Origin of the sequence: Vibrio breoganii, from assembly GCF_001677275.1 — a bacterium.
Classification (GTDB): Bacteria; Pseudomonadota; Gammaproteobacteria; order Enterobacterales; family Vibrionaceae; genus Vibrio; species Vibrio breoganii.
Window position 1 is genome coordinate 1866410 of sequence record NZ_CP016177.1, and the last position, 22352, is coordinate 1888761.

At 45.3% G+C, this 22352-nt stretch carries 19 protein-coding genes and 1 tRNA gene; 1 reads left to right on the forward strand and 19 read right to left on the reverse strand.

Features of this window, described 5'->3' with window-relative positions:
• Positions 1 to 44: 44 nt before the first annotated feature.
• The 17 genes from ccmI to mngA all read right to left on the reverse strand — a co-directional run bounded on the left by ccmI (position 45) and on the right by mngA (position 20417).
• Positions 45 to 1265, reverse strand: a complete 1221-nt coding sequence (gene ccmI, locus A6E01_RS08610; protein WP_065210076.1) for a c-type cytochrome biogenesis protein CcmI — start codon at positions 1263 to 1265, stop codon at positions 45 to 47.
• Positions 1265 to 1741, reverse strand: a complete 477-nt coding sequence (locus A6E01_RS08615; protein WP_017027780.1) for a cytochrome c-type biogenesis protein — start codon at positions 1739 to 1741, stop codon at positions 1265 to 1267. The genes ccmI and A6E01_RS08615 overlap by 1 nt, the downstream gene beginning before the upstream one ends.
• Positions 1738 to 2292: a DsbE family thiol:disulfide interchange protein gene (locus A6E01_RS08620; RefSeq protein WP_065210077.1), complete on the reverse strand. Its 555-nt coding sequence runs from the start codon at positions 2290 to 2292 to the stop codon at positions 1738 to 1740. Before A6E01_RS08620 ends, A6E01_RS08615 begins: the two co-directional genes overlap by 4 nt.
• Positions 2292 to 4250 (reverse strand): heme lyase CcmF/NrfE family subunit, encoded by a 1959-nt coding sequence (locus A6E01_RS08625; protein WP_065210078.1) that lies wholly within the window; start codon positions 4248 to 4250, stop codon positions 2292 to 2294. Before A6E01_RS08625 ends, A6E01_RS08620 begins: the two co-directional genes overlap by 1 nt.
• Entirely contained in the window at positions 4247 to 4732 is a 486-nt protein-coding gene (gene ccmE, locus A6E01_RS08630; protein ID WP_065210079.1) for a cytochrome c maturation protein CcmE, read from the reverse strand. The genes A6E01_RS08625 and ccmE overlap by 4 nt, the downstream gene beginning before the upstream one ends.
• Complete coding sequence (gene ccmD, locus A6E01_RS08635) at positions 4729 to 4935, reverse strand: heme exporter protein CcmD (RefSeq protein WP_017027776.1); 207 nt, start codon at positions 4933 to 4935, stop codon at positions 4729 to 4731. The genes ccmE and ccmD overlap by 4 nt, the downstream gene beginning before the upstream one ends.
• 3 nt (positions 4936 to 4938) lie before the next feature.
• Entirely contained in the window at positions 4939 to 5688 is a 750-nt protein-coding gene (locus A6E01_RS08640) for a heme ABC transporter permease (RefSeq protein WP_065210080.1), read from the reverse strand.
• 27 nt (positions 5689 to 5715) lie between these two features.
• Positions 5716 to 6384, reverse strand: a complete 669-nt coding sequence (ccmB, locus tag A6E01_RS08645; RefSeq protein WP_017027774.1) for a heme exporter protein CcmB — start codon at positions 6382 to 6384, stop codon at positions 5716 to 5718.
• Positions 6384 to 7001 (reverse strand): cytochrome c biogenesis heme-transporting ATPase CcmA, encoded by a 618-nt coding sequence (ccmA, locus tag A6E01_RS08650; protein ID WP_017032495.1) that lies wholly within the window; start codon positions 6999 to 7001, stop codon positions 6384 to 6386. The genes ccmB and ccmA overlap by 1 nt, the downstream gene beginning before the upstream one ends.
• Before the next feature lie 154 nt (positions 7002 to 7155).
• Positions 7156 to 8100: a hypothetical protein gene (locus tag A6E01_RS08655; protein WP_065210081.1), complete on the reverse strand. Its 945-nt coding sequence runs from the start codon at positions 8098 to 8100 to the stop codon at positions 7156 to 7158.
• Positions 8101 to 8102: 2 nt separating this feature from the next.
• Positions 8103 to 9242, reverse strand: a complete 1140-nt coding sequence (locus tag A6E01_RS08660; RefSeq protein ID WP_237334468.1) for a BamA/TamA family outer membrane protein — start codon at positions 9240 to 9242, stop codon at positions 8103 to 8105.
• 191 nt (positions 9243 to 9433) lie between these two features.
• On the reverse strand, positions 9434 to 10387 hold the full coding sequence (gene leuO / locus A6E01_RS08665; RefSeq protein ID WP_065210083.1) for a transcriptional regulator LeuO: 954 nt from the start codon (positions 10385 to 10387) through the stop codon (positions 9434 to 9436).
• 301 nt (positions 10388 to 10688) lie between these two features.
• Positions 10689 to 12818 carry a bifunctional 2',3'-cyclic-nucleotide 2'-phosphodiesterase/3'-nucleotidase gene (locus A6E01_RS08670; protein WP_065210084.1) on the reverse strand — a complete coding sequence of 710 codons (2130 nt, stop codon included), beginning with the start codon at positions 12816 to 12818 and terminating at the stop codon, positions 10689 to 10691.
• Between the two features lie 448 nt (positions 12819 to 13266).
• On the reverse strand, positions 13267 to 14454 hold the full coding sequence (manA, locus tag A6E01_RS08675) for a mannose-6-phosphate isomerase, class I (protein ID WP_017027767.1): 1188 nt from the start codon (positions 14452 to 14454) through the stop codon (positions 13267 to 13269).
• Between the two features lie 2 nt (positions 14455 to 14456).
• Positions 14457 to 15620, reverse strand: a complete 1164-nt coding sequence (locus A6E01_RS08680; RefSeq protein ID WP_017027766.1) for a glycerate kinase — start codon at positions 15618 to 15620, stop codon at positions 14457 to 14459.
• Positions 15621 to 15673: 53 nt separating this feature from the next.
• Positions 15674 to 18313 carry a mannosylglycerate hydrolase gene (gene mngB, locus A6E01_RS08685; RefSeq protein ID WP_065210085.1) on the reverse strand — a complete coding sequence of 880 codons (2640 nt, stop codon included), beginning with the start codon at positions 18311 to 18313 and terminating at the stop codon, positions 15674 to 15676.
• Between the two features lie 172 nt (positions 18314 to 18485).
• A complete protein-coding gene (mngA, locus tag A6E01_RS08690; RefSeq protein WP_017027764.1) occupies positions 18486 to 20417 on the reverse strand; it encodes a PTS 2-O-a-mannosyl-D-glycerate transporter subunit IIABC in 1932 nt (643 codons plus the stop codon).
• A 350-nt stretch (positions 20418 to 20767) separates the two neighbouring features.
• Between mngA and A6E01_RS08695 the strand changes: the two genes are divergently transcribed.
• Positions 20768 to 21487 carry a GntR family transcriptional regulator gene (locus A6E01_RS08695; RefSeq protein WP_026026110.1) on the forward strand — a complete coding sequence of 240 codons (720 nt, stop codon included), beginning with the start codon at positions 20768 to 20770 and terminating at the stop codon, positions 21485 to 21487.
• Positions 21488 to 21613: 126 nt separating this feature from the next.
• Here A6E01_RS08695 and A6E01_RS08700 read toward each other — a convergent pair.
• A tRNA-Arg gene (locus tag A6E01_RS08700) sits at positions 21614 to 21689 on the reverse strand.
• Positions 21690 to 21768: 79 nt separating this feature from the next.
• On the reverse strand, positions 21769 to 22323 hold the full coding sequence (gene sigZ / locus A6E01_RS08705; RefSeq protein ID WP_065210086.1) for an RNA polymerase sigma factor SigZ: 555 nt from the start codon (positions 22321 to 22323) through the stop codon (positions 21769 to 21771).
• Between the last annotated feature and the right edge of the window lie 29 nt (positions 22324 to 22352).

A 22352-nucleotide genomic window follows, 5' to 3' on the forward strand; every position in this document is an offset into this window, starting at 1 on the left:
ATTCAATTAGTTAGGTGCAAAGGCTCTGCCTTTGCACCTACTTACTAGTATTGACTATTTATGACTAAATTAACATCTTCCCCTTTAGTCGTCACTGCACTCTCGCCATACCAGTCACCACCTTTAGTGGAAACATTACCGTCGGTATCAATACGTGCACGTACAATAAACTCATCTAAATCAGACAGGTTTTGCCCTTCAATCATGCTGTTTCCATCATCCATCATGATCATGCGAGGGAAGGTACCAAGGCCGTATCGGGCAGCGGCAACCGGCATAGGCGAACCATCAGCTCTATGTACCGACACAATCAATACGCCCTGCTCAGGTAGCGCCACGTCATTTGACAACGAGATACCTATTCGCACTAAGCCAGGGGATGCTTCACCTTCTACACCTAAGCTACGGCGAGCGCTGTCGATACTACGCTCTAGCATCTCATAGCGGCTATCGTCGGGGCCGATAAGCTGCTGCATGGTTCTCCAGTAACGAATTGCGCCTGCATAGTCTTGTTTCTCAAATGCGCTAAAAGCAAGCAGTGAGAACACGCGTAAATCCACATAGTCTTTGCGTAGCAGATCATGAAGAAGACGCTCTGCTTCAAGTTGATCTACCTCGTCACCAGATAAAGTTAGCGCTTGCGCAAGACCTAGCTGAATATCAGGGTTCTCTGGCTCTAGCTTACGTGCTCGCTCCATTGCGCCAATAGCGGTTTGGATGTCACGATTGGCCAGTCCAATTCGGCCTAATAATAGCCAACCAGTCGCATCATCACTGTTCCTATGCAGGCTAGTTCTTAGCGCTAAAGTCAGGTCTTTAAGCTCATCGTCGCTCATTGGTTGCCCATTGGCATCCATTAGCTTCTTGCTAAGAGCCGGTAAGTTTGCACTTACTTCCTGCCAATGTTTCACATCATTGATTGCGCCAAACTTAGCATAGAAGCCATAAGAAACGCCCAATAAAAGAACGGCAGATACCACGGCAACAAGTACTGGAGAGGCCAGTTTTGTTGACGCTAGTTGCTGATCTTGAGGAATATCATCAAGGAGTGCTTGCTTCAAATCGACGATCAGCTCATCTTTATCAACAACGATACCTTCTTCATCTTCAACGCCAAGCTCAGCAACACGCTCTTTAAATATCGCTTTGTTAAGCTCATCACGACGCTCTGCATCGTTGATCGCTTTTTTGCGAACCAGTGGAATTACAATTAGTGCCGCCGAAAAGAGGACAATAACTAGGGTAGAAATCCAAAACAACGTCATTATTTGTTGTCTCCATTGTCTTCTTTAAGCAATGCATCAAGGCGTTGCTGCTCTTCTGCACTGAGTGGTGTGCTCTTTACAGCCTTGGCTGGTTTGCGTCGGCTTCTGGTGAGAATGAAACCAAAACCAATTAATACTACGCACAATGGTCCGAGCCACAAAATAGCCGTTGCTGCAGTAAACGGTGGCTGATAAGTCACGAAATTACCGTAACGTGCCACCATGTAATCGACAATCTCTTGCTTAGACTTACCCTCTTTGGTCATCTCATACACTTTCTCACGAAGATCGAGGGCGAGCTCTGCATTAGAGTCACCAATAGTGTTGTTCTGACATTTTGGGCAGCGAAGCGTTTGATTGAGTTCGTGAAACTGCTGCTCTTGCTCTGGAGAATCAAATTCATGAATCTCAATAACAGCAAACGCAGTCATACTCATCATCATTGAAGCAACTAAGGCAATTAACCACTTTTTCATGATTTCACCTCATCAAGCATCTCTTGATACATAGGGCCTAGCTTCTCACGCCAGTTGGTTGCATTCACATCACCCACATGGCGATAGCGAATTACGCCATTGGCATCAATTAAGAAGGTCTCTGGCGCGCCATAAACCCCTAAATCAAGTCCTAGCATTCCCCTGCCATCGAATAAGCTAACCATGTAAGGATTGCCCAGCTCTCTTAGCCATTTGATGGCTTTAACGCGATCATCTTTGTAATTCAAGCCAATGATCTTCACGCCTTGAGAGGACAGCTCATTAAGATACTGATGCTCGGCAAAACAAGTCGGGCACCAAGTTGCCCAAACATTAAGAAGCAAAGGTTGTCCGGTAAATATTGCCTGATCGTGTTGAAGACCTTCGGTTTCTAAGTCTTCAAGCTTAAACACAGGCACTTGCTTTCCAATCAGTACTGATTCCAGCTTAGTAGGATCATCGCCCCCTGCGTTGCGAGTTAACTGGGTAGCAAACACCATTGCTAACACCATAAACATCACTAGAGGTACAAATAATACTTTCTTATTCATTACGACTCCTTTTTCACCGCTTTATTACGAAAGCGGTAGCGTCTATCACTGATGGCAATAGCACCGCCGATAGCCATTAACAAACTACCAGCCCAGATCCAACGAACGAATGGCTTGTAGTAGATACGCACAGCCCATGAAACGCCATCATCAAGCTTCTCACCCATGGCGATATACAAGTCACGAGTCACACCAGCATCAATGGCCGCTTCTGTCATCATAGAGCGAGCTGTGGTGTAGAAACGCTTCTCGGCGTGTAGCGTATTGATGTGCTTACCATCTTTAGTGACATCAAAGTCGGCAATATAACCGTCGTAGTTAGGGCCGTCGTTATCACGCACTTTATCAAAGTAGAAGTTATAACCTTGAATCTCGAAGTTATCCCCCGGAGCAAGACGCACATCGCGTTCGATGCTGTAGTTTTGCACCATAGCGATACCTATCACAGTGACTGCCAAACCAATATGCGCTGACATCATCGCCCAGTGGTTGCGAGGTAGCTTAGTGATGCCCTTTGCAAACGAGTGACGGTGTGTCGCTCTGGTATAAAGCTCAAACGAATGTAAACAGATGATCCACAGCGCCATCACCCAGCCAAGGTATGCAAGACCAGTAAAGCGCTCACCCAATAGCGTCACCATTACCGCGCCCAATACTAGCGAGATAACCCCACTGATCACGATTGGCTTGGTAAAGTTCGCAATGCTGTCACGCTTCCAGCGCATCAAAGGACCAATACCCAATAGGAAGGCAAAAGGCACCATCAGCCAAGTGAACAAGGTGTTGAAGAACGGCGCACCGATAGACACCGAGCCAAGGCCAATTTGTTTGTGTACTAGCGGTAACAACGTACCAACAAGCACCACAACCAGAGCAGCTACGAGTAACACGTTGTTCGCCAGCAGTGCGTTCTCACGAGAGACTAAATCAAAGTTGCCACGTACACGTACTGACGAACCTTTCAGAGCAAACAGTAATAGAGAGCCGCCGATAACAAAGACCAAGAAGCCTAGAATGAACATGCCGCGAGCAGGATCAGACGCAAAGGCGTGCACTGATACTAAGATGCCTGAACGAACCAAGAAGGTGCCGAGCAAACTTAATGAGAAAGCAGAAATCGCCAGTAGCACTGTCCATGCTTTGAAGGTTCCGCGCTTTTCAGTTACCGCTAATGAGTGCATCAAAGCGGTACCCGCTAGCCAAGGCATAAACGAAGCATTCTCTACTGGATCCCAGAACCACCAACCGCCCCAGCCAAGCTCGTAATAAGCCCACCATGAACCTAGTGCAATACCCACAGTTAAGAAAGCCCATGCCGCAATTGTCCAAGGTCTTGACCAACGCGCCCATGCAGTGTCAAGTCGACCCGTCATTAGTGATGCGATAGCAAATGAGAACGCGACAGAGAAACCCACATAGCCCATGTACAACATTGGCGGGTGGATAATCAAGCCAGGGTCTTGAAGCAGTGGGTTAAGGTCTCGCCCATCGACAGGGAAGTAAGGTAATGTCCTATCAAATGGGTTTGAAGTGACGATGATAAACAGCAAAAAGCCCACAGTAATCAGACCCATAACCGCGAGTACGCGAGCCACAGACTCTTGAGGCATTCCCTTACTGAAGGTAGCAACAGCAACCGTCCAAGCCGCTTGAATCAATACCCAAAGTAGTAGTGAGCCTTCGTGCGCACCCCAAACAGCAGTAATGCGGTAGTACCAAGGCAAGCTACTGTTGGAGTTATTCGCGATATACTGCAACGTAAAATCGTTGTGATAAAAAGACCAACACAAGATGAAAAACGAAATCGCTAGCAGGATAAACATACCCCAAGACAAAGGTCTCGCTGTGTTCATCAGTAACGCATTGTTTTTAGAGGCGCCCCATAAAGGCAACACACTCAACAATACCGCCATCGCTAGTGAAACGATGAGAGCAAAATGCCCTAACTCAGCAATCATTGAGCGCTTCCTTGTTGTTGTTCTTGAGTGTACTCAAGAGGCTCGTGAACCACCTTCATTGCTTCAGCAACCTCGGGTGGCATGTATTCTTCGTCGTGCTTTGCTAAGACTTCAAAGGCTTCAACGGTATGGCTATCCGTCAAGACGCCTTGCGCTACGATGCCCTGCCCTTCACGGAACAAATCCGGCAAGATGCCATCGTAAGTAACCGTCACCGCTGGGCCAATATCCGCAACATCAAAAGACACACGTAGCGACTCTGAATCGCGAGATACAGTACCAGCAACAACCATGCCACCAATACGTAGACGCTGGCCGACTTCTGGTTTCTCACCGTTACTCTTACCGTTTACGATCTCAGTCGGCGTATAGAACAAATCCATATTCTGATTTAGTGCATACAGCATCAAACCTATCGTGGCTCCCAAACCAACCAACAGAGCGACAATTAAGCCCATTCTCTTTTTACGTCTAGGATTCATAGTGTGTTCTCCATATTTTTAGCCGCATCGATACGCGCTTGGCGATCCATCCGATTTTTAACCTCTTTTAAAGTCGCTTTACTGTCTAAGCGACTCGATAGAAAAATCAAACCTAGGGCGCCAAACGTGATGGCAAAAGCACCCCAAACGTAGGAGGCATAACCTCCCATATAAAATAAGTCCGACAGGGAATCAAAATGCATGCGTTACCCTTTAGCAAAAGTACGTTTAGCGAGTTCTTGCACCCAAGGTCTGTGTCCCTCTTTTTGCAGAATCGCGGTTCTAAAACGAGTCATGGTCACTGAGCCAAAGAAGAAGGCAAAGCCGAAGATGTTGAGCAGCAATGGCCATAACATGTCATTGGAAATTGATGGTTTTTCAAATTTGGTGATGGTGGCGCCTTGATGGAGTGTATTCCACCACTCCACAGAGAAGTGAATAATGGGCAAGTTGATAACACCTACCACAGCAAGTAAACCAGCCGCTTTTGCTGCTGTCTTTTGGTCATCAAAGGCGTGATAAAGTGCAATAACACCTAAATAGAGAAATAGAAGCACGAGCTCGGAAGTCAGACGTGCGTCCCATACCCACCAAGTGCCCCACATAGGCTTACCCCAAACTGCACCTGTTACTAGTGCTATAAAGGTAAACACAGCGCCAATTGGTGCCATTGCTGAAGCGGCGATACTGGCTAGGCGCAACTGCCAAACCAGACCAATAAAGGCCGCAATCGCCATCGACATGTAGGCGCCCATTGACCAAATTGCTGAAGGCACATGAATGTAGATGATTCTGAAGCTATCACCTTGTTGATAATCACTTGGCGCGAAAGCCAGCCCCCACACTGTTCCCCAAACGAGAAAAACTACAGCTAACGCTGTAAACCAAGGTTGCAGGGTTCCGCATAGGTTATAAGTTGCTTCAGGTTTTGCGTAAGGATGGAGCCACTTCCACATGTTTTTTACTCTCTGAGAAAATTAAGGTTAATTTACCGATACGCGCAATGCTGCGCTAGTTGCGAATGGCGTTAATGTTATCGAGCCCACTAACATGGCCGCTAAAATTGCGATTTGACCGTTGTATGCAACGCCTAGTCCTGCAGAGTCAATTGCAGAGGTAGCAAAAATTAGTACCGGAATATACAAGGGTAAGATCAAAAGACTCAATAAAACACCGCCTTTTTGTAGCCCAACGGTCAAAGCAACACCAATTGCACCCAAAAAGCTTAACGTTGGGGTGCCGAGCAACAAGGTAATCAATACCGCACTCCAAGACTCCCAAGTCAGACTTAGCAGTACAGCCAATAAAGGGCTGATGAGAATCAAGGGTAATCCAGTCAAAATCCAGTGCGCTATCACTTTAGAGATAACCACTAACGGCAATGGCAGTGGCATCAGCATTAATTGCTCAAGCGCCCCATCCTGATAGTCATCACGAAATAGTCGTTCCAAAGATAAAAGCGCCGCCAATAGCGCTGCAACCCATACAATGCCGGGAGCAATACGCATCAGCAAATTGGGCTCAGGACCAATACCAAGTGGGAAAAGGGTAATGACGATGATAAAAAACCACAATGGGTTAAAAACATCTGCGCGACGCCTAAATGCAATCAACAGCTCACGACGAATAATGGCCCACATATGCTTAAACATTAGTGACCCAACCTTATCTTGCGTAGCTTGCTGTTGTTCTCAAACATATCTTGGTGGGTAGTCAACAACACCATACCTCCCTGCTCCGTATGCTGAAGAAACAGCTGTTCAAGGACCTTCACTCCTTGTTTGTCTATGGCCGTCAGTGGCTCATCAAGAATCCAGAGTGGGTGCTTGCTTAACCATAGTCTTGCCAAAGCAACTCTGCGTTGCTGTCCCGCAGACAACTGGGCTACTGGCACATCTTCCCGCCCAGCAAGACCGACTTTGGTTAGTGCTTGCCAAACTTCATCATGGGTATAGGAATGGCCACTGATATTGAGATAAAACGAGAGGTTTTCAAAGGCACTCAAATCGCGCTTGATACCCGTTTGGTGTCCCAAAAATAGTAGGTCTTGGTGGAAACTGTCTCGGTCAGCAAAAATGGATTCATTCTTCCATGCAATATCGCCGGCTTCTTTATCACCTAAACCAGCAATAATTCGAAGCAGCGTCGTTTTACCCGTACCATTTCGCCCTTCGATCTGAATCAGATCTCCGGCCTCTACAGTAAAAGACAGGCTTTCGAATAAAATTCTTTCATCGCGAATTGCAGTTAATCCATTTACTTCCAGCATAGCCCGCCAGTACCTATTCCAAAGAAATGGCATAGTAACACAGGCTTATTATGGCCAACCAATGTAAACGATTAATTAGTAAGCGTTTCTTCACAGAAAAGTGAAGTATGTCGTCAGGATTTGAATCGGGTCATACTCTCAACCCTTAATGCCCTTAGTATGAGTAGGTCATTACCATATTTACCAGGTTTCGTTCTGGTCCTGCAACTAGCTCTAGGCTAGTGCCAAATGAGTCAGCAAAGTTCCAGTTCATACCCACAACTGCTGCGTATTGCGAAGAGCTACTTTGCTCTAGCGAGTAACTTAACCCTTCAACCCCCAAAGCATCGTTTTCCGCAACGCGACCTTCTGTATTCATATAAGCGGCCCCCACATATCCGTAGATGGCGCCATAGCCCTCAACGGGAAACAACTGGCCGATACGAGGACTGAACATCACGGTTTTTGCAGTAGTACGGCCGTCATCGGTTTTGGATTGAGTCATACTCAGCGGCATCACATAGGTAAACCCGCCAAACTGACCGACAAAATTCGCCGAAAAGCCCCAGTTTGTTCCTTTAATATCATCAATCTCAAAGGTGGGTATCTCTATCACCTCACCTATCTTGTCGCACAGTTCACCACCCAATCTTGGATCCGCTTGGCAATGCTCGGAGAAGCGTTCAAATATCGATGTCGGTATTGCAACGCTAAGGGCGGTTCGTCCTCGAAAGCGACCGCCATGCACACCCACCTGCAAATTAGGAAAAACCCATGCCGCTGCTCTTAATTGCAAAGTCGCACTTTCAATCTCTGGGTCTCCCCACGTTACCTGAGAAAGGTCATACTTATCGCTTAAATTGTTGTCTCCGTAAGAAACCTCAAGGGAATGGATATCGTAGCCCTGCTTCGCCACACTAGGGATCAAAGAGAGCGAAAAAGGCAGTGGTAGATGGTAACCAAGGTCGATCGCCTGCTGAGCATGAAACGGCAACATACGGTCGTACTTTTCATTCAGGTGCTCTTGCTGCTGCTGATCGGGGAAATCAACACGAGCAGAATCAGCTTGAGCTATCGCACTAAACAAACAAACAATGATTAAGCAAAGCAAGATGCGCATACTCAAAACGCCTCTGTAAAGGTGAGATAAAACCCCACCTCATCTTGATTTGAGAAGCCCAAGTCTGCGCGAACATTCATCCTTGGTTGCAACTCATAGCGATAACCCACCCCATAAGTCACAACCCAATCCTGATACAGGTCACTTGCTTGCTCACCAATAGAGCCCGCTCCAAGCCATAACGTGACACCGTGTCGGCTCAAACCGTCACCGTCTCTAAAGGTATGACGATACTCCACTGTATTTTCTGTGGCATTAAGGTCTCGAAAGTGACCTAAGTAGGTGCCTCGCATGAAATCCATACCGCCAAGGGTTGCCATATCGTAATAAGGAACGTCGCCTTCACTTAATTCGATTCGGTTCAAGAACGCAAAGGTGGATCCCACTCTTGGAGTGATGTAGAAGCGATAATCAAAGAGGGCTTTTTCATATTCAGAGTCACTGCCCCAATCTGGAGAGTAGCTTGAGTATTCAAGGTTAAAGAAGTGACCACGCCTCGCGTTAACCGCCACATCTCGGCTATCCCACTGAATAGCAGCGCCAAGGCCGAGGCTTAACGGTAAGTCTTTGAAGCGGTTAAAGTTGGGGTCTTGCAGAGCTGACTCTGGGATCTTATCTTCTGTTGGCGAGAAATACTTCAATCGTAAGATCGGCCCAATATAAAGCTGGTCATAAACCCGAAATGTAAGGTCAGCGTTATATTTGGCGAATTCGAGATCCACCAGCAAGTCATCACTTGCCTTCTGCGATGTGCCCGCCTCATAACCGATACCCCAGTAATAGAGACTCTGATGGCCCGCATCCAAATGCCCAAAGTAACGAATGTCGTCATCCGCAAAGAAGACCTTTTGCTTTGAGCGAATCCCAAAACCAATCCCCTCTTCAAGCTCGTTGGCAACCCCTACCAAGGTAATAGACGAGCGTTGTAGCGCATCATCGTCTTCTGTCTTAAAGGAGAAGAGTCCGCCAACGGCCAGCATTAACCCAGTTTCTGGCATATACCCCGGCCCGCCAAGGATAGAAAACATCGGACGATTAGGGTCTTTAGACTCAGAGCTAGAGGCAAACGCGTGCCATCCCCACAAAGGGCAGCATAAAGTTAGGGATAGGAATGCTTTAGTAGAGAATGAGCATCGACGCATATTGAAACACAGACAAAAGATCCATGTTAAAAGCAGACGTGATATTCATCTAATCACGTGTTTGCATTTCAGGTATGCGTGCACATCATATCGATTCTGCTTATTGCTGTATAAACATGACGACTTCCTAGAAACTAAAAAGCCCCATCAAATTTGATGAGGCTATCTTTGGCGTTTTTATCTAATCAATCTTACTTGGCAATAAAAGGCAGTGAACTCTCAAATACACTTTGAATTTGTTCTTTCATCCAAGTGTGAGAGCCATCTTTTTCATTCGCTCTATGCCAGTTCAAGTAGGTATTGAATCGGTCATCTTTGCCCGGTAATGGAAGCATACGAATATCGAACTGACTTCCTGCTTGTTCTATTACGCGTCTTGGAGCAACCGTTATTAAATCCGTATTGGCTACCACTGCCATCACCTCGTCTAAGCTGCTCGAAAGGTATGTTGGCTTTTGGCTCAATGCTTTGATTTTTTGAACTCGTGACTGCATGTTTACGGTTACTGCCATTTTCTCTGCTTGTAAGAACTCGAAGCAAAGGTTTGAATATTGAGTCAGACGTGGGTGATTGTTAGCAAACACCACAACTAGCTCATCGGATACTAACAAGCTATTGGTAAAGCCCTCTGTCATTACAGACTCTACATCAATAACAAAATCAACGTTTTGATTAAGGGAAGTCGTTGTCTGACTCGCTTCTGAAATCAGAGACAAAGTTATACCGGGTGCTTGCTCTGATACCTGGGTAATCAGATTACTCAAGTAGCGCTGATCTTGCGGTGCACGAAGCACAATATGGTAGTTGCGGCATGATGACTCAGCCACAAAACGACTGTTGGGTAGTTCATCTCTAATAATATGCATAGCATGGCTCAACGAACTCTGAAGTTGTTCAGCGCGAACGGTAGGCACAATGCCACGACCCATGCGCTCAAACAATTCATCATCAAACAAAGCACGTAAACGCGATAATGCGTTACTTACGGCTGGTTGAGACATGTTTAAGATCCTTGCTGCGCGAGTCACGTTCCTTTCAGCCATCACAGCCTCAAATACAACAATAAGGTTAAGGTCTACTTTCCTTAGTAGCGATATAGTATCGGGGTTGGTCGAGGTAAATGTGGGGGTAAGGGTTGCCTGCATGGTCAATTCTCTCTGTGTCTAAGCCAAATATGCACGCGACTACCGTTTTATAATTTAGGGTATGGCAGCGCTGTACAGAGAATGAACTATAAATGAGGCTGATGATTTATATGGAATAGTCGATATAACATTTCGGAAAATGTCATCAATCAAAGATAAATCAAATTAAAACAAAGAGTTAGATCCTGACATTATCCTGTCGTTATTTGATGCCTGAAACATCAGAAACAAAAGTGTAACCAAATACAACAAGGGCAGACCTACTGGCCTGCCCTAAGTTATCAATTAACCATGAAAACGATTACTCAAACGTATAGGTGTATACGCTATAGCCTTCGTTATCACCGACACTGCCAGTTTCGTTAGTGAATTCAATTGAATCAGTTTCGCCGGCAAATTCTTCGGCTCTTGGAGAAGAGAGGAAGTTCACTGTCAGACCTTGAGAGCCGATCAAGCTAAAGTTTTCAGCATTAACAAACTCATGCTCTGGAACAGTGCCTGCCACTGGAGAAACCGATTCTTCTGCTAAGTGCTTTAGATATTGATCAACAAGCTCGCGGTTAGAGTAAGCAGCATCTTCAAGGACAAGCTCAGCGTTATCAACACCTGGAATCCAGTTGTTTGAAGCGCGGTAGTTGTTAGTGACTACGTATACAACTTGAGTATCATCTAACACTTCACCATTGTAGGTAATATCACCAATACGGCGGTTATCGTTAGGGTCTAGCTGAGGTGTTTCGCCAACAAGCTCACCAGTACCATCAACTAGGTAGCGAGGCTCTTGCGAAACATCAATAGTGTAATGCAAGGCATTGCTTTCAACGTTTTCCTTCCAGCCACCGTAGAACACATCATAGTTATAACTGCGGAACATCTGGTGAAGGAGGTCATCACCCTCATTCGCCACTGTTTTATATTGCTGAGATGCAATAGTTTCTAGCCACTCTTTAACGTCAGCAACCGTTAGTTTTAAGATTGCTGGAGTGTTGTTATCAAACACATAAAGGTCAGCAACGCTTGCGTTAGTTAGCTCAGTGCCATTGATATCGGTGTAGTCATCTCTACCGCCACGGCCGCCTTTAAAAGGTGCAGAAACGGATAATAGAATTTCATCATCCTTAATCTCCAGTTCACCTTCTTCGATTAATTGTTGTCCCCAGTGGAACTGTGCTTCATTAACAATCTGTACTGATAGATCAGGCTTAATTGCAGAGAAGAAGCTATTAATCTTCTGGGAGATACCCAGAATTGGCTCTGCCATGTACTCTTGTGTAGCGGTATGCTCTTTTGCCACAGAGGCTGCAATCTGTATCGAGATCTGTGTTTGATCTTCAGGCAAAGTACGAAGTTCCGCAGTGCTTTGACCGTAGTTCACAGCCCAAGTCTCACCTTCATCACGCGTCTCAAGAACAAGGTCAATAACGCCCACATGGTTACCCCAGAAGCCAGGCATTACCGCAGGCTTACCAAAGATCTTACCTGCAGGAGCATCAACACCTTCCATCCCATCGTAACTACCTGCCGTCGTTGGGAAGTTATTATGGTCATGACCAAACATGATCGCGTCAATGCCGTCGATCTTCGCTAACTGCCATGTTGCGTTGTCTGCAAACTCAACGTCGAGATCTGCACCAGTCAAACCAGAGTGAGGAACCGCAACAATAATGTCAGCGCCCTGCTCTTTCATTAGTGGTACATAGTGAGCCGCAGTCTGCTTAATGTCAGAAACAACAACTTCACATTCCAAATGGCTCTTGTCCCAACTCATAATGTTTGGCGGAGTAAAGCCAATCACACCGACCTTAATGGTGTAGTCCTCACCGTTTCGAGCGGTGAAGGTGCGGTCTAGCATTACATAAGGTTCAAAGAAAGGTTTTGCTACCCCAAGAAATTCTGAATCCACTCTCAACTCACAAGAGTTAGTATCAAAATTATCCGCCGTAAGAAGGTTCTCATCATACTCAAAGACATTTGAGACAACATAAGGGAAGTTGGCGTGCTCTGTTGCCGCATCGAGGAAATCCAATCCATAGTTGAACTCGTGGTTTCCGATATTTGCAGCATCGTAATCCATTAGGTTCATTGCTTTGTAAACTGGATGTGGATTGCTCTTAAGATAATCTTCGTCTTGAGCAAATTGGTTCGCAATGTAATCCGCCATTGGGCTACCTTGGATAAGGTCACCATTGTCAAACAACATGCTGTTATTCACTTCACTGCGTGCCTCATTGATGATCAATGCAGTACGCGCGAATCCATAACTTGGTTCATACTTATTTGCGAAGTAATCAAACGGCATCATGTTGCCGTGCAGATCTGTGGTTTCCATCAAGCGCAAATCCATAGACACCCTGGAGTCACTTGAACTATTACAACCCAGCAAAGCTAGTGATATAGCACTGCATACTGCAGCTTTTTTAGTAAATAACATTAAATCATCGTAAGAATGCGATATAAAAGTCGACGGGGATAATAGTTGTATTTTGTGACGTTACCATGGCTTGGTTGGTTAGATATGTTTCTAGTTATTAATCGGAGCACGATTATTTTTAGAGTTATAACTCTAATTTAGCGCCAAATAGCACCACATTGAAAGCATTTAACAGCGAAGATTGCCATGCAATCGGTTGCGCCACCGTTTGCATAAGATGTAACTTTTGAAATAACTTTTTTCTTAAGATTAGAATTGAAGAAGTTGAATTGATGTCTTAGCTGCCTATTAGTGCTTGCTTTATATATGAAAAGCCCTCGCCATACAGCGAGGGGGTCAAAAGTAGCAAGACCAAAAAGTACCAATAATTGCTCAAAGCATTTTTCTTCAAGCTTCAGCTTTCATGCTTTTGAGCTTAACTAATAGATAGCGTTCGTTATCTAAGGGGCTAGTTATAAGCTCGAGCAAGAACACCGTTTCCTTGATATTGGTAAACGCTAGAATTATTGCTAACAAAAATAGACTCACCCGGTTTTAGGGTGATGCTTTGTCCTTCGGATGAAATCGTCGCTACACCTTCCACACAGAAAAGAATCTCCGCGCTACGTAGGTATTGTGCCTTGCTCTCATCGGTAGCCGACAAAATATCAAAACCAAAATCGTCCACAGGGATTGGGTAGCTCATCTTGCCTTCTTTCAATACCGGGTTTAGTCGAATATCTTCAGGCTTAATTGGCTCAAAAATAGTGTTGTCGATTAGCTCTGGTACATCGATATACTTGGGGGTAAGACCAGCACGAAGCACATTATCGGAGTTTGCCATGATCTCAAGCCCAGTCCCTTGCACGTATGCATGAGGGGTTTCTGCGTGAAGGAACATCGCTTCGCCCGGAGCCAATTCAACGGTATTGAGCATCAATGGCGCAAACAAACCGATATCATCGTTGTAATGTTGCTTGAACTCTTTGGAGTATTGCAATGCTTCTCGTCCCATCACCGTTTTGGCTGGGCGAGCATGAGCGGCATACAGCTCAGCTAATGCTGCTTCTTTACGCTCCCCTTCTAAAGACATAATTGCACTAAAAAACGCTTTTAATGCATCACTATCGCCATTAGCCTTCAGGACGTTTAATTCAATGTTAAGCGTGGTGATGTTTGCTTCTTCAAAAAGCGCAGCAATGTGCTCGATAGGTCGAAAGCCATTCATTGCTTTATAAAACGTCAACGCATACACCAGTTCTGGCTTGTGGTTGGGATCCTTGTAATTGCGGTTTGATGCATTTAGTGGAATACCCTCAGCATTTTCACGCTCAAAACCCAATTCGGATTTGCGCTTATTAGGATGCACTTGTATCGACAGTGGTGTTTCTGCTGCTAAAACCTTAAATAGAAAAGGCAGTCCACCAAATCGCGTTGCTGTATAGCCACCCAGAACATCCAGTTTGTTTTGGTCGATCACTTCGGATAGCGGTTCACCTGTTGTGCCCAGCTTTGAACAACCATTTGGGTGTGCGCCCATCCAGATTTCAGCTTGTGGTTCATGGTTTGGATTTACAATACCAAACAGTTGATTGATGGAGTCTTTACTGCCCCATGCGTAATTTTGAATAACGTTATCGAGTTTAAAAAGAGACATAATTACTTCTCATTGAAAATCTGTGCGCCAAGCTTGAGCGTGGCTGCGATATTACGGGCAGTGCGAGTTAGATTGTTACTCGCCTCGGATAAAACTTGTTCTAGAGGCTGAGGTGAACGAACCGTACCAAACGTGCTGTGTATGGTGCTGTATAGCTCATCAATCTCTTGACCCAACGAGCCTGCAATACCTATGGTGGGAATACCCTTCATCTGTGCACGCCTAGCGATACCGAAAGGGGTTTTACCCTGCAGTGTTTGATTGTCCATCTGGCCTTCACCAGTGATTACCAGATCTGCTCCTTCCAATACTGTGTCGGCTTCAAGTACATCAAGCACCATCTCGATGCCTTGCTTGATTTGAAGTTCAAACAGCAGCGAAAGCCCCATCGGTGTACCGCCGGCCGCCCCAAAGCCTTTAGAGCCAGAGTGATTAACACCCGTTTGCTGTTCACGAATCGACGCAAAATGAGCTAAAGCTTTATCAAGGGACTTCACAAGCTCCGGCGTTGCGCCTTTTTGTGGGCCAAAGACATGGCTTGCACCGCTTTCACCAACCAATGGATTGGCAACATCACAGGCAACAATAAACTCAACCTCTTTGCATCGAGGATGAATCTCTTCAAGATTGATGCTGGCCAAGTCTGCAAGTGCTGCGCCGCCAAAGGGCAGTTCTTTACCCTCTTTGTCCAGCAGTTTTCCACCCAGAGCTTGGACAATCCCCGCACCCGCGTCGTTGGTCGCACTTCCCCCTAGACCTAATAAGATCTTGGTGGCCTCGCTATTGAGCGCCTCTTTAATCAATTCTCCGGTACCAAAGGTTGTAGTTACCGCAGGATTACGCTGTTCAGGTTTTATGAGGTCCAAACCTGATGCCGCTGCCAGCTCGATTAATACCGTTTTCCCGTCATCAGTTTGTTTGTTGGTAAGGACTGCCCAACTGGCATTAACCTTCTCCCCCAATGGGCCTGTGACTTGTGTTTGGCGAATTTCACCCTCAAGTCCTTGCAGTAATACATCCACAGTGCCTTCGCCACCATCTGCCAATGGCAAATGAACATACTCTGCGGCGGGGAACACTTGGACAAACCCAGATTGAACACTTTCACAAGCCTGCTTCGCAGTTAGAGATTCTTTGAAAGAATCGGGAGCAATAACAATCTTCATCATCATTTACCTTTTCCGCCTGATTGCTCAGGCGGATTCTCACATTTGATAACCTAAAACTTCACTTGGAATGTTTTTGCCTGACAAGGCTTCAGTTCACCAAAGCTCTGCATCTCAACTTGGGTATCACGTACCTTCTCGTCTAGGCTCGCTTCTTGCCAAGAGGTAACCGATGGAGTGAAGTTGATGGTGTCTTCAACCTCACCATTTTCTGCTGGGTTATAGACACGTAAGATAAGTGCGTCTTCATCTTCCGCTTTTTTAAGAACGCTCAAGACTGCGCCTGACTGATCTTTGCTAAGCAATGAATAAGTCATTGGTTTGTCTTGCTCACCAACGTTTAGCTTCATCGCGTTGTATGGGATCTTGTTGTAGCATTCAATCGGCGTCACGTTATCGCGAGCTTCTGCCATAATGTTTGCTTCAATATGATTACCAGCAAAACCAAACAGTGCGAATTCACAAACGATCTTGCCGCGAGTTTGAGAATCTGGAGTTGGGATCTTGATGCCGGATGGGCGACCAGGACGAAGAAGAAGTTCCTCTTTACCTAGCACACCTACGCCACGTAACAGGGTCAAAGCAAAGGTATCGCGTTGTACATTGTTGTTTGAAGAGATCACTTCAAATTCACGCAGGCCGTTGGTCATTAATGCCATGCCGCCAGTGGTATCCTCAACAGCCGCAAAGTTCATTAGCTGATAAACAGGAACCGGTGCTTCTTTCCATTTCTCTTGTTCCCATACCGCCATTGCTGGGTCGTTCGTTGGGCGAGTAATAAGGCCAAACTGGTTGTCTGCAACCACTGTTTCTGAAACAAATGGGGTTGGTACAAGAACACGAACACGGTGATCATCCGCTTGGTTGTCCAGTTCCATGCGAACTTCAATGCGACGAGAATCGTTCTTCAGCACCACTTGGCAATCCACGTCAACAAAGCCATTTTGGCCAGTGCGCTCTTCACGCTCTTGTAGATTTGCAGGAACGTCCATGCGCAGTTTAATGCTTGCTACAGACTGGAAGCCTTCGTGCTTGATATTGGTTTCCGCTTTAAAATCGTCCGAGTACAACAACCACTCTTGACGTGATGGTGAGTAATCGTACTCATCACCATCGTCTGATCCATCCTCTATACGAAGGACTTGATCAAACAGCATCTCAGTCTCTTTATCGAAGATGGTTAGTGTGCCGTTGTCATTCACGTTGATGCGGTAGAACTCATTCTCCAGAACATAATCTTTTTGCTCTGCGATCATCTTGTTGCCTTTCCCATTAGCTTCAATGTGTAGAGTAGTGAAGCCCATTGCGGGTACAGCACGCTTGATTTGAATGTCGTATTCAATGAACGGGTCGTAGTTTCCGTAGTGCACAATTTGACGGTCAATCTTGCCTGGGTCGATTACACGCTGGTCTTGAACGTAGTATTCAATTTGGTTGCCATCTTCATCGAAGATATTGAACTCGTTGGCACGGATAGTAATTGTGGTGTTGATCACCTCTTCACGCTCGTAAGGAGAAAGGTTAAAGAAGGCGAGTTTGTCACAACCTTCACGCACTGGCATATGATCAACAATCTTACGCTTGTAGAAGTGGATAAGATTGGTTGCCATATCGTCCGCTAGGATGTAACGGTTTAGGATCTCTGCGTGCACCTTATCTGAGCAGCAGCAACCAATGGAGTCGTGAGCGTGATTCTTCATGCTCTCTTTCCACATCTTCTCAATTAGGCCGTGGTGGTATTCAAAGCCTAAAGACCATGCAATGGAAGCTAGTGGCTCAAGGATATTTACGATCTTGTTTTCTACTTCAGCGTGGATCAGTTTGATGTCCATACGAGTTGAAGAGATCGTACGGTGAACACGCATGTATTTACCGTCATTGAACTCACCTTTGATAGTATCTAGGTTGTCACGCTCTTCACGAATACGGTCAAACACCTCTTCAAAGCGGCTCATTACGAACTCTCGCTCTGGGTAGATTTCGCGTAGCTTATCCATCACCTCGAAGATGTCTTTTTGGATAGGCATCTGGTCATGGCCGTTTGGCAATAGAATGTCTTTGGTGACTGAAGGTTTCTCTAAAACAGGGAAATATTTATCAAGGCGAGCACGCAGACCTTCTTCGTCTTGAGGCAGATACTTACCAATCGCGTAACCAAGAGGAAGCACTTGTGCCATTACCTCTGAGCCGTCGTTTGATTGCCATAGGAATTCTGTCTTGTTTGTGCCATGACGCTCAGAACAACCACGCCAGAACATCGCAGTATCAATGCCAAAGCCGTTGTAGATCATCGGCAGCTGTGAGCTCATCGAGAACGAATCCGGCAGATAACCAATCTTCATTGGCTGGCCTAATTCAAGGCAATCACGCATTCCATAAAGCATGTTACGTACAATCGACTCACCGGACACCTGCATGGTATCTGTTTGGGAATACCAAGGACCCACAATCAGTTTGCCCGCTTCTGCCAACGCTTGTACGCGCACTTTGTTTTCTGGTTTGATTGCAAAGTAATCTTCAAGCACCGCTGTTTGGCCATCAAGTACGTAGTACTTGTACTCTGGATCGCTTTCCAGACGTTGCATGATTTCTTCCATGTTGTTCACAAGAAGAATTCGAGATTCTTCTGTTGTGAAATACCATTCACGATCCCAGTGCATGTGTGGAGTAATATGAACGCGTGATGTAGTCATTTTGCTTACCTCTAGAGACTATTCGGTCTTTGATAGACCAAATAGAGGGTTAATTCTTATATCAAGGAAATTGAATATCAGTCTGATTTTGGGCACAGTTATCCTGTGCCCATCAGTTACTTATTTTTTATGAGCTTTCTGTTTAATACTTAGTGATTTAAAGCTGAAGAGGTTAAGCGGCAGCCTGAGCCTGAAACTTACCCTTTTTTACTGCATGGCCACGCCACATCAATAAGGTAATGGTAGAGATAACCGTACCCACAATAGCTGCACCAAACCAAATACCTGCGGCCATGAAGCTACCAATACCTGCATCATGCAGTAAGAAAAGTGAGAAAATGCCTGCGCCTGGAGTTGATAGTCCAATACCTGCAGCACCCACCATGGCACCTGTTACGACAGAGCCTAGAAGGAATGAGCCGATTACGCGGATTGGATCTTCAATCGCCATTGGAATTGCACCCTCAGTGATACCAGCAAGGCCAAGTAGCCATGTTGATTTACCCGTCTCAATCTCAAAGTCTTTGAATAGGCGTGGAGCAATCATAGTTGAGGCTGTTACCGTGAAAGCCGATACCATTTTCACTGAACCAAAGATTGCGTATGGGCCGTAAACACCATTCGCCATTGCACCTAAACAGAATGCATAAGCGGCTTTGTTTACAGGTCCACCAAGGTCGAAAGAGACAAACAAACCAAGGATTGCGCCTAGCAATAGGGCGTTTGTGCCTGACATACCGTTTAGCCAATCCGTTAGGCCTTGGTTTAGCATGGCAACTGGCTTACCAATGACAAACAGCATCAGTGAGCCGGCAATCAAGGTACCGATAACTGGGTATAGGTAGAAGGTTAGGAAACCATTAAAAGCTGGACCTAAGCGAACGTTTTCTTTTACCCAGCGCATCACGTAACCGGCAATCAAGCCACCTACAACACCACCTAGGAAACCAGAACCGATTAGGTTTGCGGCAATGCCGGCTGCGAAACCAGGGCCTAACGCAGGTTTATCAGCTAGTGAGTAAGCAGTATAAGCAGCCAGCACTGGCACCATTAATGTGCCTAGCAGACCGCCACCAAGCTTGCGGTACATCCATAACCAAGAATCTTTTGTAGCGTAGAGCTCTTGCAGGTCAAAAATTTGGGCAATAAGAACGGCGACCGCAAGAACAGTACCACCAGCAACGATCAAAGGAACCGCATAAGAGATACCTGACAATAGTGCTTGTTTAAGTTCTGTCTTCAAAGGCAATTTCTTCGGAGCATCATCGACTGCGACTGCAGCATCAGCACTGCGCCCAGCCTTACCGGCTTCGATTGCTTCATTAAGGATGCGCTCTGAATGTTTGATTGGTTCTGCAACAGGAACCTCTATTCTTGGAATGCCGTTAAAGCGCTCACTTTCTTTAATCGCTACTTCAGCTGCAAACACTACAGCGGTTGCATTATTGAGCTGCTGCGCAGTTAAGCGGTCTTCAATACCATTTGCACCCTGCTTTTCGACATAAACTTTATAACCAAGCTTTTTGCCTGTTTTTTCAAGGTACTCAGCGGCCATATAGGTATGTGCGATACCTGCAGGACAAGCGGTCACAGCAACAATTGTTGGTGCATCAGCATCAATAATGTCTTTTTCTTGTGCTTCTGACGCATCTTCATTGCTCAGCAAAGCCATAATTTGTTCTATATTTGTAGCATTAAGAACAGCTTCACGCACTTCATCATCAACGAGTGTCGTTGTCAGCTCTGTAAGCAAATGCATGTGGGTGGAACCCGCTTCCGCATTCGGGATTGCAATCAAGAAGATAAGATTTACATCCTCGTCTTCATCAAGCCCTTTCCACTTCAAATCTTCCTTTAGTGTTGCTACTGCAAAGGCCGCTTCTTTTACTGCGTCTGTTTTACCGTGAGGTACAGCAAGGCCTTCTCCCAGGGCTGTTGGGCCTTGTTCTTCGCGAGCAAATACCGCTTTTAGATACTCGTCTTTATTATGTAGTTTTCCTTGCTGATTTAGTTGTTCAGCAAGTGCTTCAATCGCTTCATTACGACTTGTAAATGTCGTTTGTAGGGTAATCAGCGATGAGTTGGTCAGAGATGTCAAATTCATAACGTATGTCCCAATGTCTCAATGTTTGACTGTCTATTTACGTACAGTGTTTCCGTACAACAGTGAGACAATAATACCTTTTAAATACAAATAAACTGTGATCAAGATCTCACACACAGAAATATATGTATTATATTTGTATTGTTAATTTTCCCTTATTTATAAACTAATACTTGTTTTAGCCAATTTAAATCGTATTATGCTAGCTATGTAGAGTAGGATTACTGGGCATAATAGCCTATGAGAGTATGCAAAACGTTTACTCGGATCATATCTATGAACATCTTTAGATTTACCATGAAGAATATGTATTCTTTCTCATTACATTTGTATTATCTGTAGAGGTTTTAATGGCAAGATTGCCAATGTATCGTCAAATTGCTGATGCTATTCGTGAAAAAATCAGCACTGGTGAGTATAAAGTCGGCGAGGCTCTTCCTACCGAGGCTCAACTTCGTGAAGAGTTTTCAGTTAGCCGAGTGACAGTAAGACAAGCCATCAAGCTGTTGGTAGAGAGTGAAGAACTTGAAAGCATTCAAGGTAGCGGTACTTACGTTAAAGAAAGCAAAGTGAACTATGACATTGATCAACAGAGTAGTTTCGCAGAAAAGTGGGCTCACCTAGAAGGTGTCACTCACAGCAATGTGCTTGCATTTGAGATACAACCCGCCTCGCTAAGCATCGCTGATATCCTAGAGATCAACGAAAAAGAGATGGTGTTTTACATCAAGCGAGTTCGCTTCTTAAATGACCAGCCTATTACCGTTGAAGAGACATGGATGCCAACGGAGATGTTCCCTGATCTTACCTATCAAGTAATGCAAGGCTCTAAGTATGACTTTATAGAAAAGCAGAAAGGTATGGTGATTGATCGTAGTGAGCAAGAGCTGATCCCTGTCCTGCCACAACAAGATATCGCTGATCTGCTGAATATTGATGCTGCACTGCCGATCATAGAAAAGCGTACTCGTGGGCATTTGCACGATGACACCGTGTTTGAGTACAGTCGGAACTATTTCACAACAAATGATTACAAGTTCAAACTTATAGCTAAGCGTCAGCGCCCATAATAGGTTCGCTTTTTAGCCTGTATGAATGAAGCATTAAGTGAATAAGCTTTTTACTGGCACCCAAATCGCACCGGTACATTTTTTGATTGATATAACTAATTAATAGATAAAGAAAAAAACCTGAAGTGGCGTCCCCTACAGGATTCGAACCTGTGTCTAAGGCTTAGGAGGCCCTTGTTCTATCCAGCTGAACTAAGGGGACGTAACAATATGTTTACCATAGCTTTTCTATGGCAACAATCCTAAGTCTTTTGGATGGTGATTTTTTGTTCATTCAAAGGCTAACACTTTGAACACGATCGTGAACGCGCTCCACTCTTGGTATGTATATCGACCAACTCCCCCTGCTCATTGAGCGAGAAGTCGCAGCATTGGTTGAAGACCTCAAGTAAAAGCTTTCGCCCCTTTTGTACTCGTGATTTTAGCGTTGAGTAAGCCACACCCACCTGCTGGGCGTACTCTTTTTGCGATAGTCCTTCTATCTCGATAGCAGTCAGCAGTTTTGCCTCTTCTTCAGGTAAGGCTTGAATGAAGGGATGTACACAATGGGTCATCTGTTGATAGAGGCTCTCCTCGATATTTTCATACCAAAGATCATCAGGGTTGAAGTTGTCTTTTCTAGCTCTCGCTCGGTAAAAATCAATGATTGCTCGATTCGCTACCTGAAAAAGCCACGGCTTTAGCTTGTTCACATCTTCAATGCGATGCAAATTTTGGTGGGTCTTTAGCATGATCTCTTGTAGCAGATCATCAACATCATCGGCATTTGAAACATTCTTCAATAAAAACACCTTGAGGCTCGCCTGATATTCAGACCAAATAGCTTCTATCTTCATTGTCATCCTTTATGCATCAAAGCCCCTTT

What these genes read in the sequence shown, in the direction of transcription:
- A6E01_RS08695 (WP_026026110.1), top strand. Translation starts at nt 20,768, where the DNA reads ATGGCAAGATTGCCAATGTATCGTCAAATTGCTGATGCTATTCGTGAA.
- manA (WP_017027767.1), bottom strand. Translation starts at nt 14,454, where the DNA reads ATGTCTCTTTTTAAACTCGATAACGTTATTCAAAATTACGCATGGGGC.
- A6E01_RS08655 (WP_065210081.1), bottom strand. Translation starts at nt 8,100, where the DNA reads ATGCGCATCTTGCTTTGCTTAATCATTGTTTGTTTGTTTAGTGCGATA.
- A6E01_RS08670 (WP_065210084.1), bottom strand. Translation starts at nt 12,818, where the DNA reads ATGTTATTTACTAAAAAAGCTGCAGTATGCAGTGCTATATCACTAGCT.
- A6E01_RS08640 (WP_065210080.1), bottom strand. Translation starts at nt 5,688, where the DNA reads ATGTGGAAGTGGCTCCATCCTTACGCAAAACCTGAAGCAACTTATAAC.
- ccmA (WP_017032495.1), bottom strand. Translation starts at nt 7,001, where the DNA reads ATGCTGGAAGTAAATGGATTAACTGCAATTCGCGATGAAAGAATTTTA.
- sigZ (WP_065210086.1), bottom strand. Translation starts at nt 22,323, where the DNA reads ATGAAGATAGAAGCTATTTGGTCTGAATATCAGGCGAGCCTCAAGGTG.
- A6E01_RS08615 (WP_017027780.1), bottom strand. Translation starts at nt 1,741, where the DNA reads ATGAAAAAGTGGTTAATTGCCTTAGTTGCTTCAATGATGATGAGTATG.
- ccmB (WP_017027774.1), bottom strand. Translation starts at nt 6,384, where the DNA reads ATGTTTAAGCATATGTGGGCCATTATTCGTCGTGAGCTGTTGATTGCA.
- A6E01_RS08625 (WP_065210078.1), bottom strand. Translation starts at nt 4,250, where the DNA reads ATGATTGCTGAGTTAGGGCATTTTGCTCTCATCGTTTCACTAGCGATG.
- leuO (WP_065210083.1), bottom strand. Translation starts at nt 10,387, where the DNA reads ATGCAGGCAACCCTTACCCCCACATTTACCTCGACCAACCCCGATACT.
- A6E01_RS08620 (WP_065210077.1), bottom strand. Translation starts at nt 2,292, where the DNA reads ATGAATAAGAAAGTATTATTTGTACCTCTAGTGATGTTTATGGTGTTA.
- ccmE (WP_065210079.1), bottom strand. Translation starts at nt 4,732, where the DNA reads ATGAATCCTAGACGTAAAAAGAGAATGGGCTTAATTGTCGCTCTGTTG.
- A6E01_RS08660 (WP_237334468.1), bottom strand. Translation starts at nt 9,242, where the DNA reads ATGCGTCGATGCTCATTCTCTACTAAAGCATTCCTATCCCTAACTTTA.
- A6E01_RS08680 (WP_017027766.1), bottom strand. Translation starts at nt 15,620, where the DNA reads ATGAAGATTGTTATTGCTCCCGATTCTTTCAAAGAATCTCTAACTGCG.
- mngA (WP_017027764.1), bottom strand. Translation starts at nt 20,417, where the DNA reads ATGAATTTGACATCTCTGACCAACTCATCGCTGATTACCCTACAAACG.
- ccmI (WP_065210076.1), bottom strand. Translation starts at nt 1,265, where the DNA reads ATGACGTTGTTTTGGATTTCTACCCTAGTTATTGTCCTCTTTTCGGCG.
- mngB (WP_065210085.1), bottom strand. Translation starts at nt 18,313, where the DNA reads ATGACTACATCACGCGTTCATATTACTCCACACATGCACTGGGATCGT.
- ccmD (WP_017027776.1), bottom strand. Translation starts at nt 4,935, where the DNA reads ATGCATTTTGATTCCCTGTCGGACTTATTTTATATGGGAGGTTATGCC.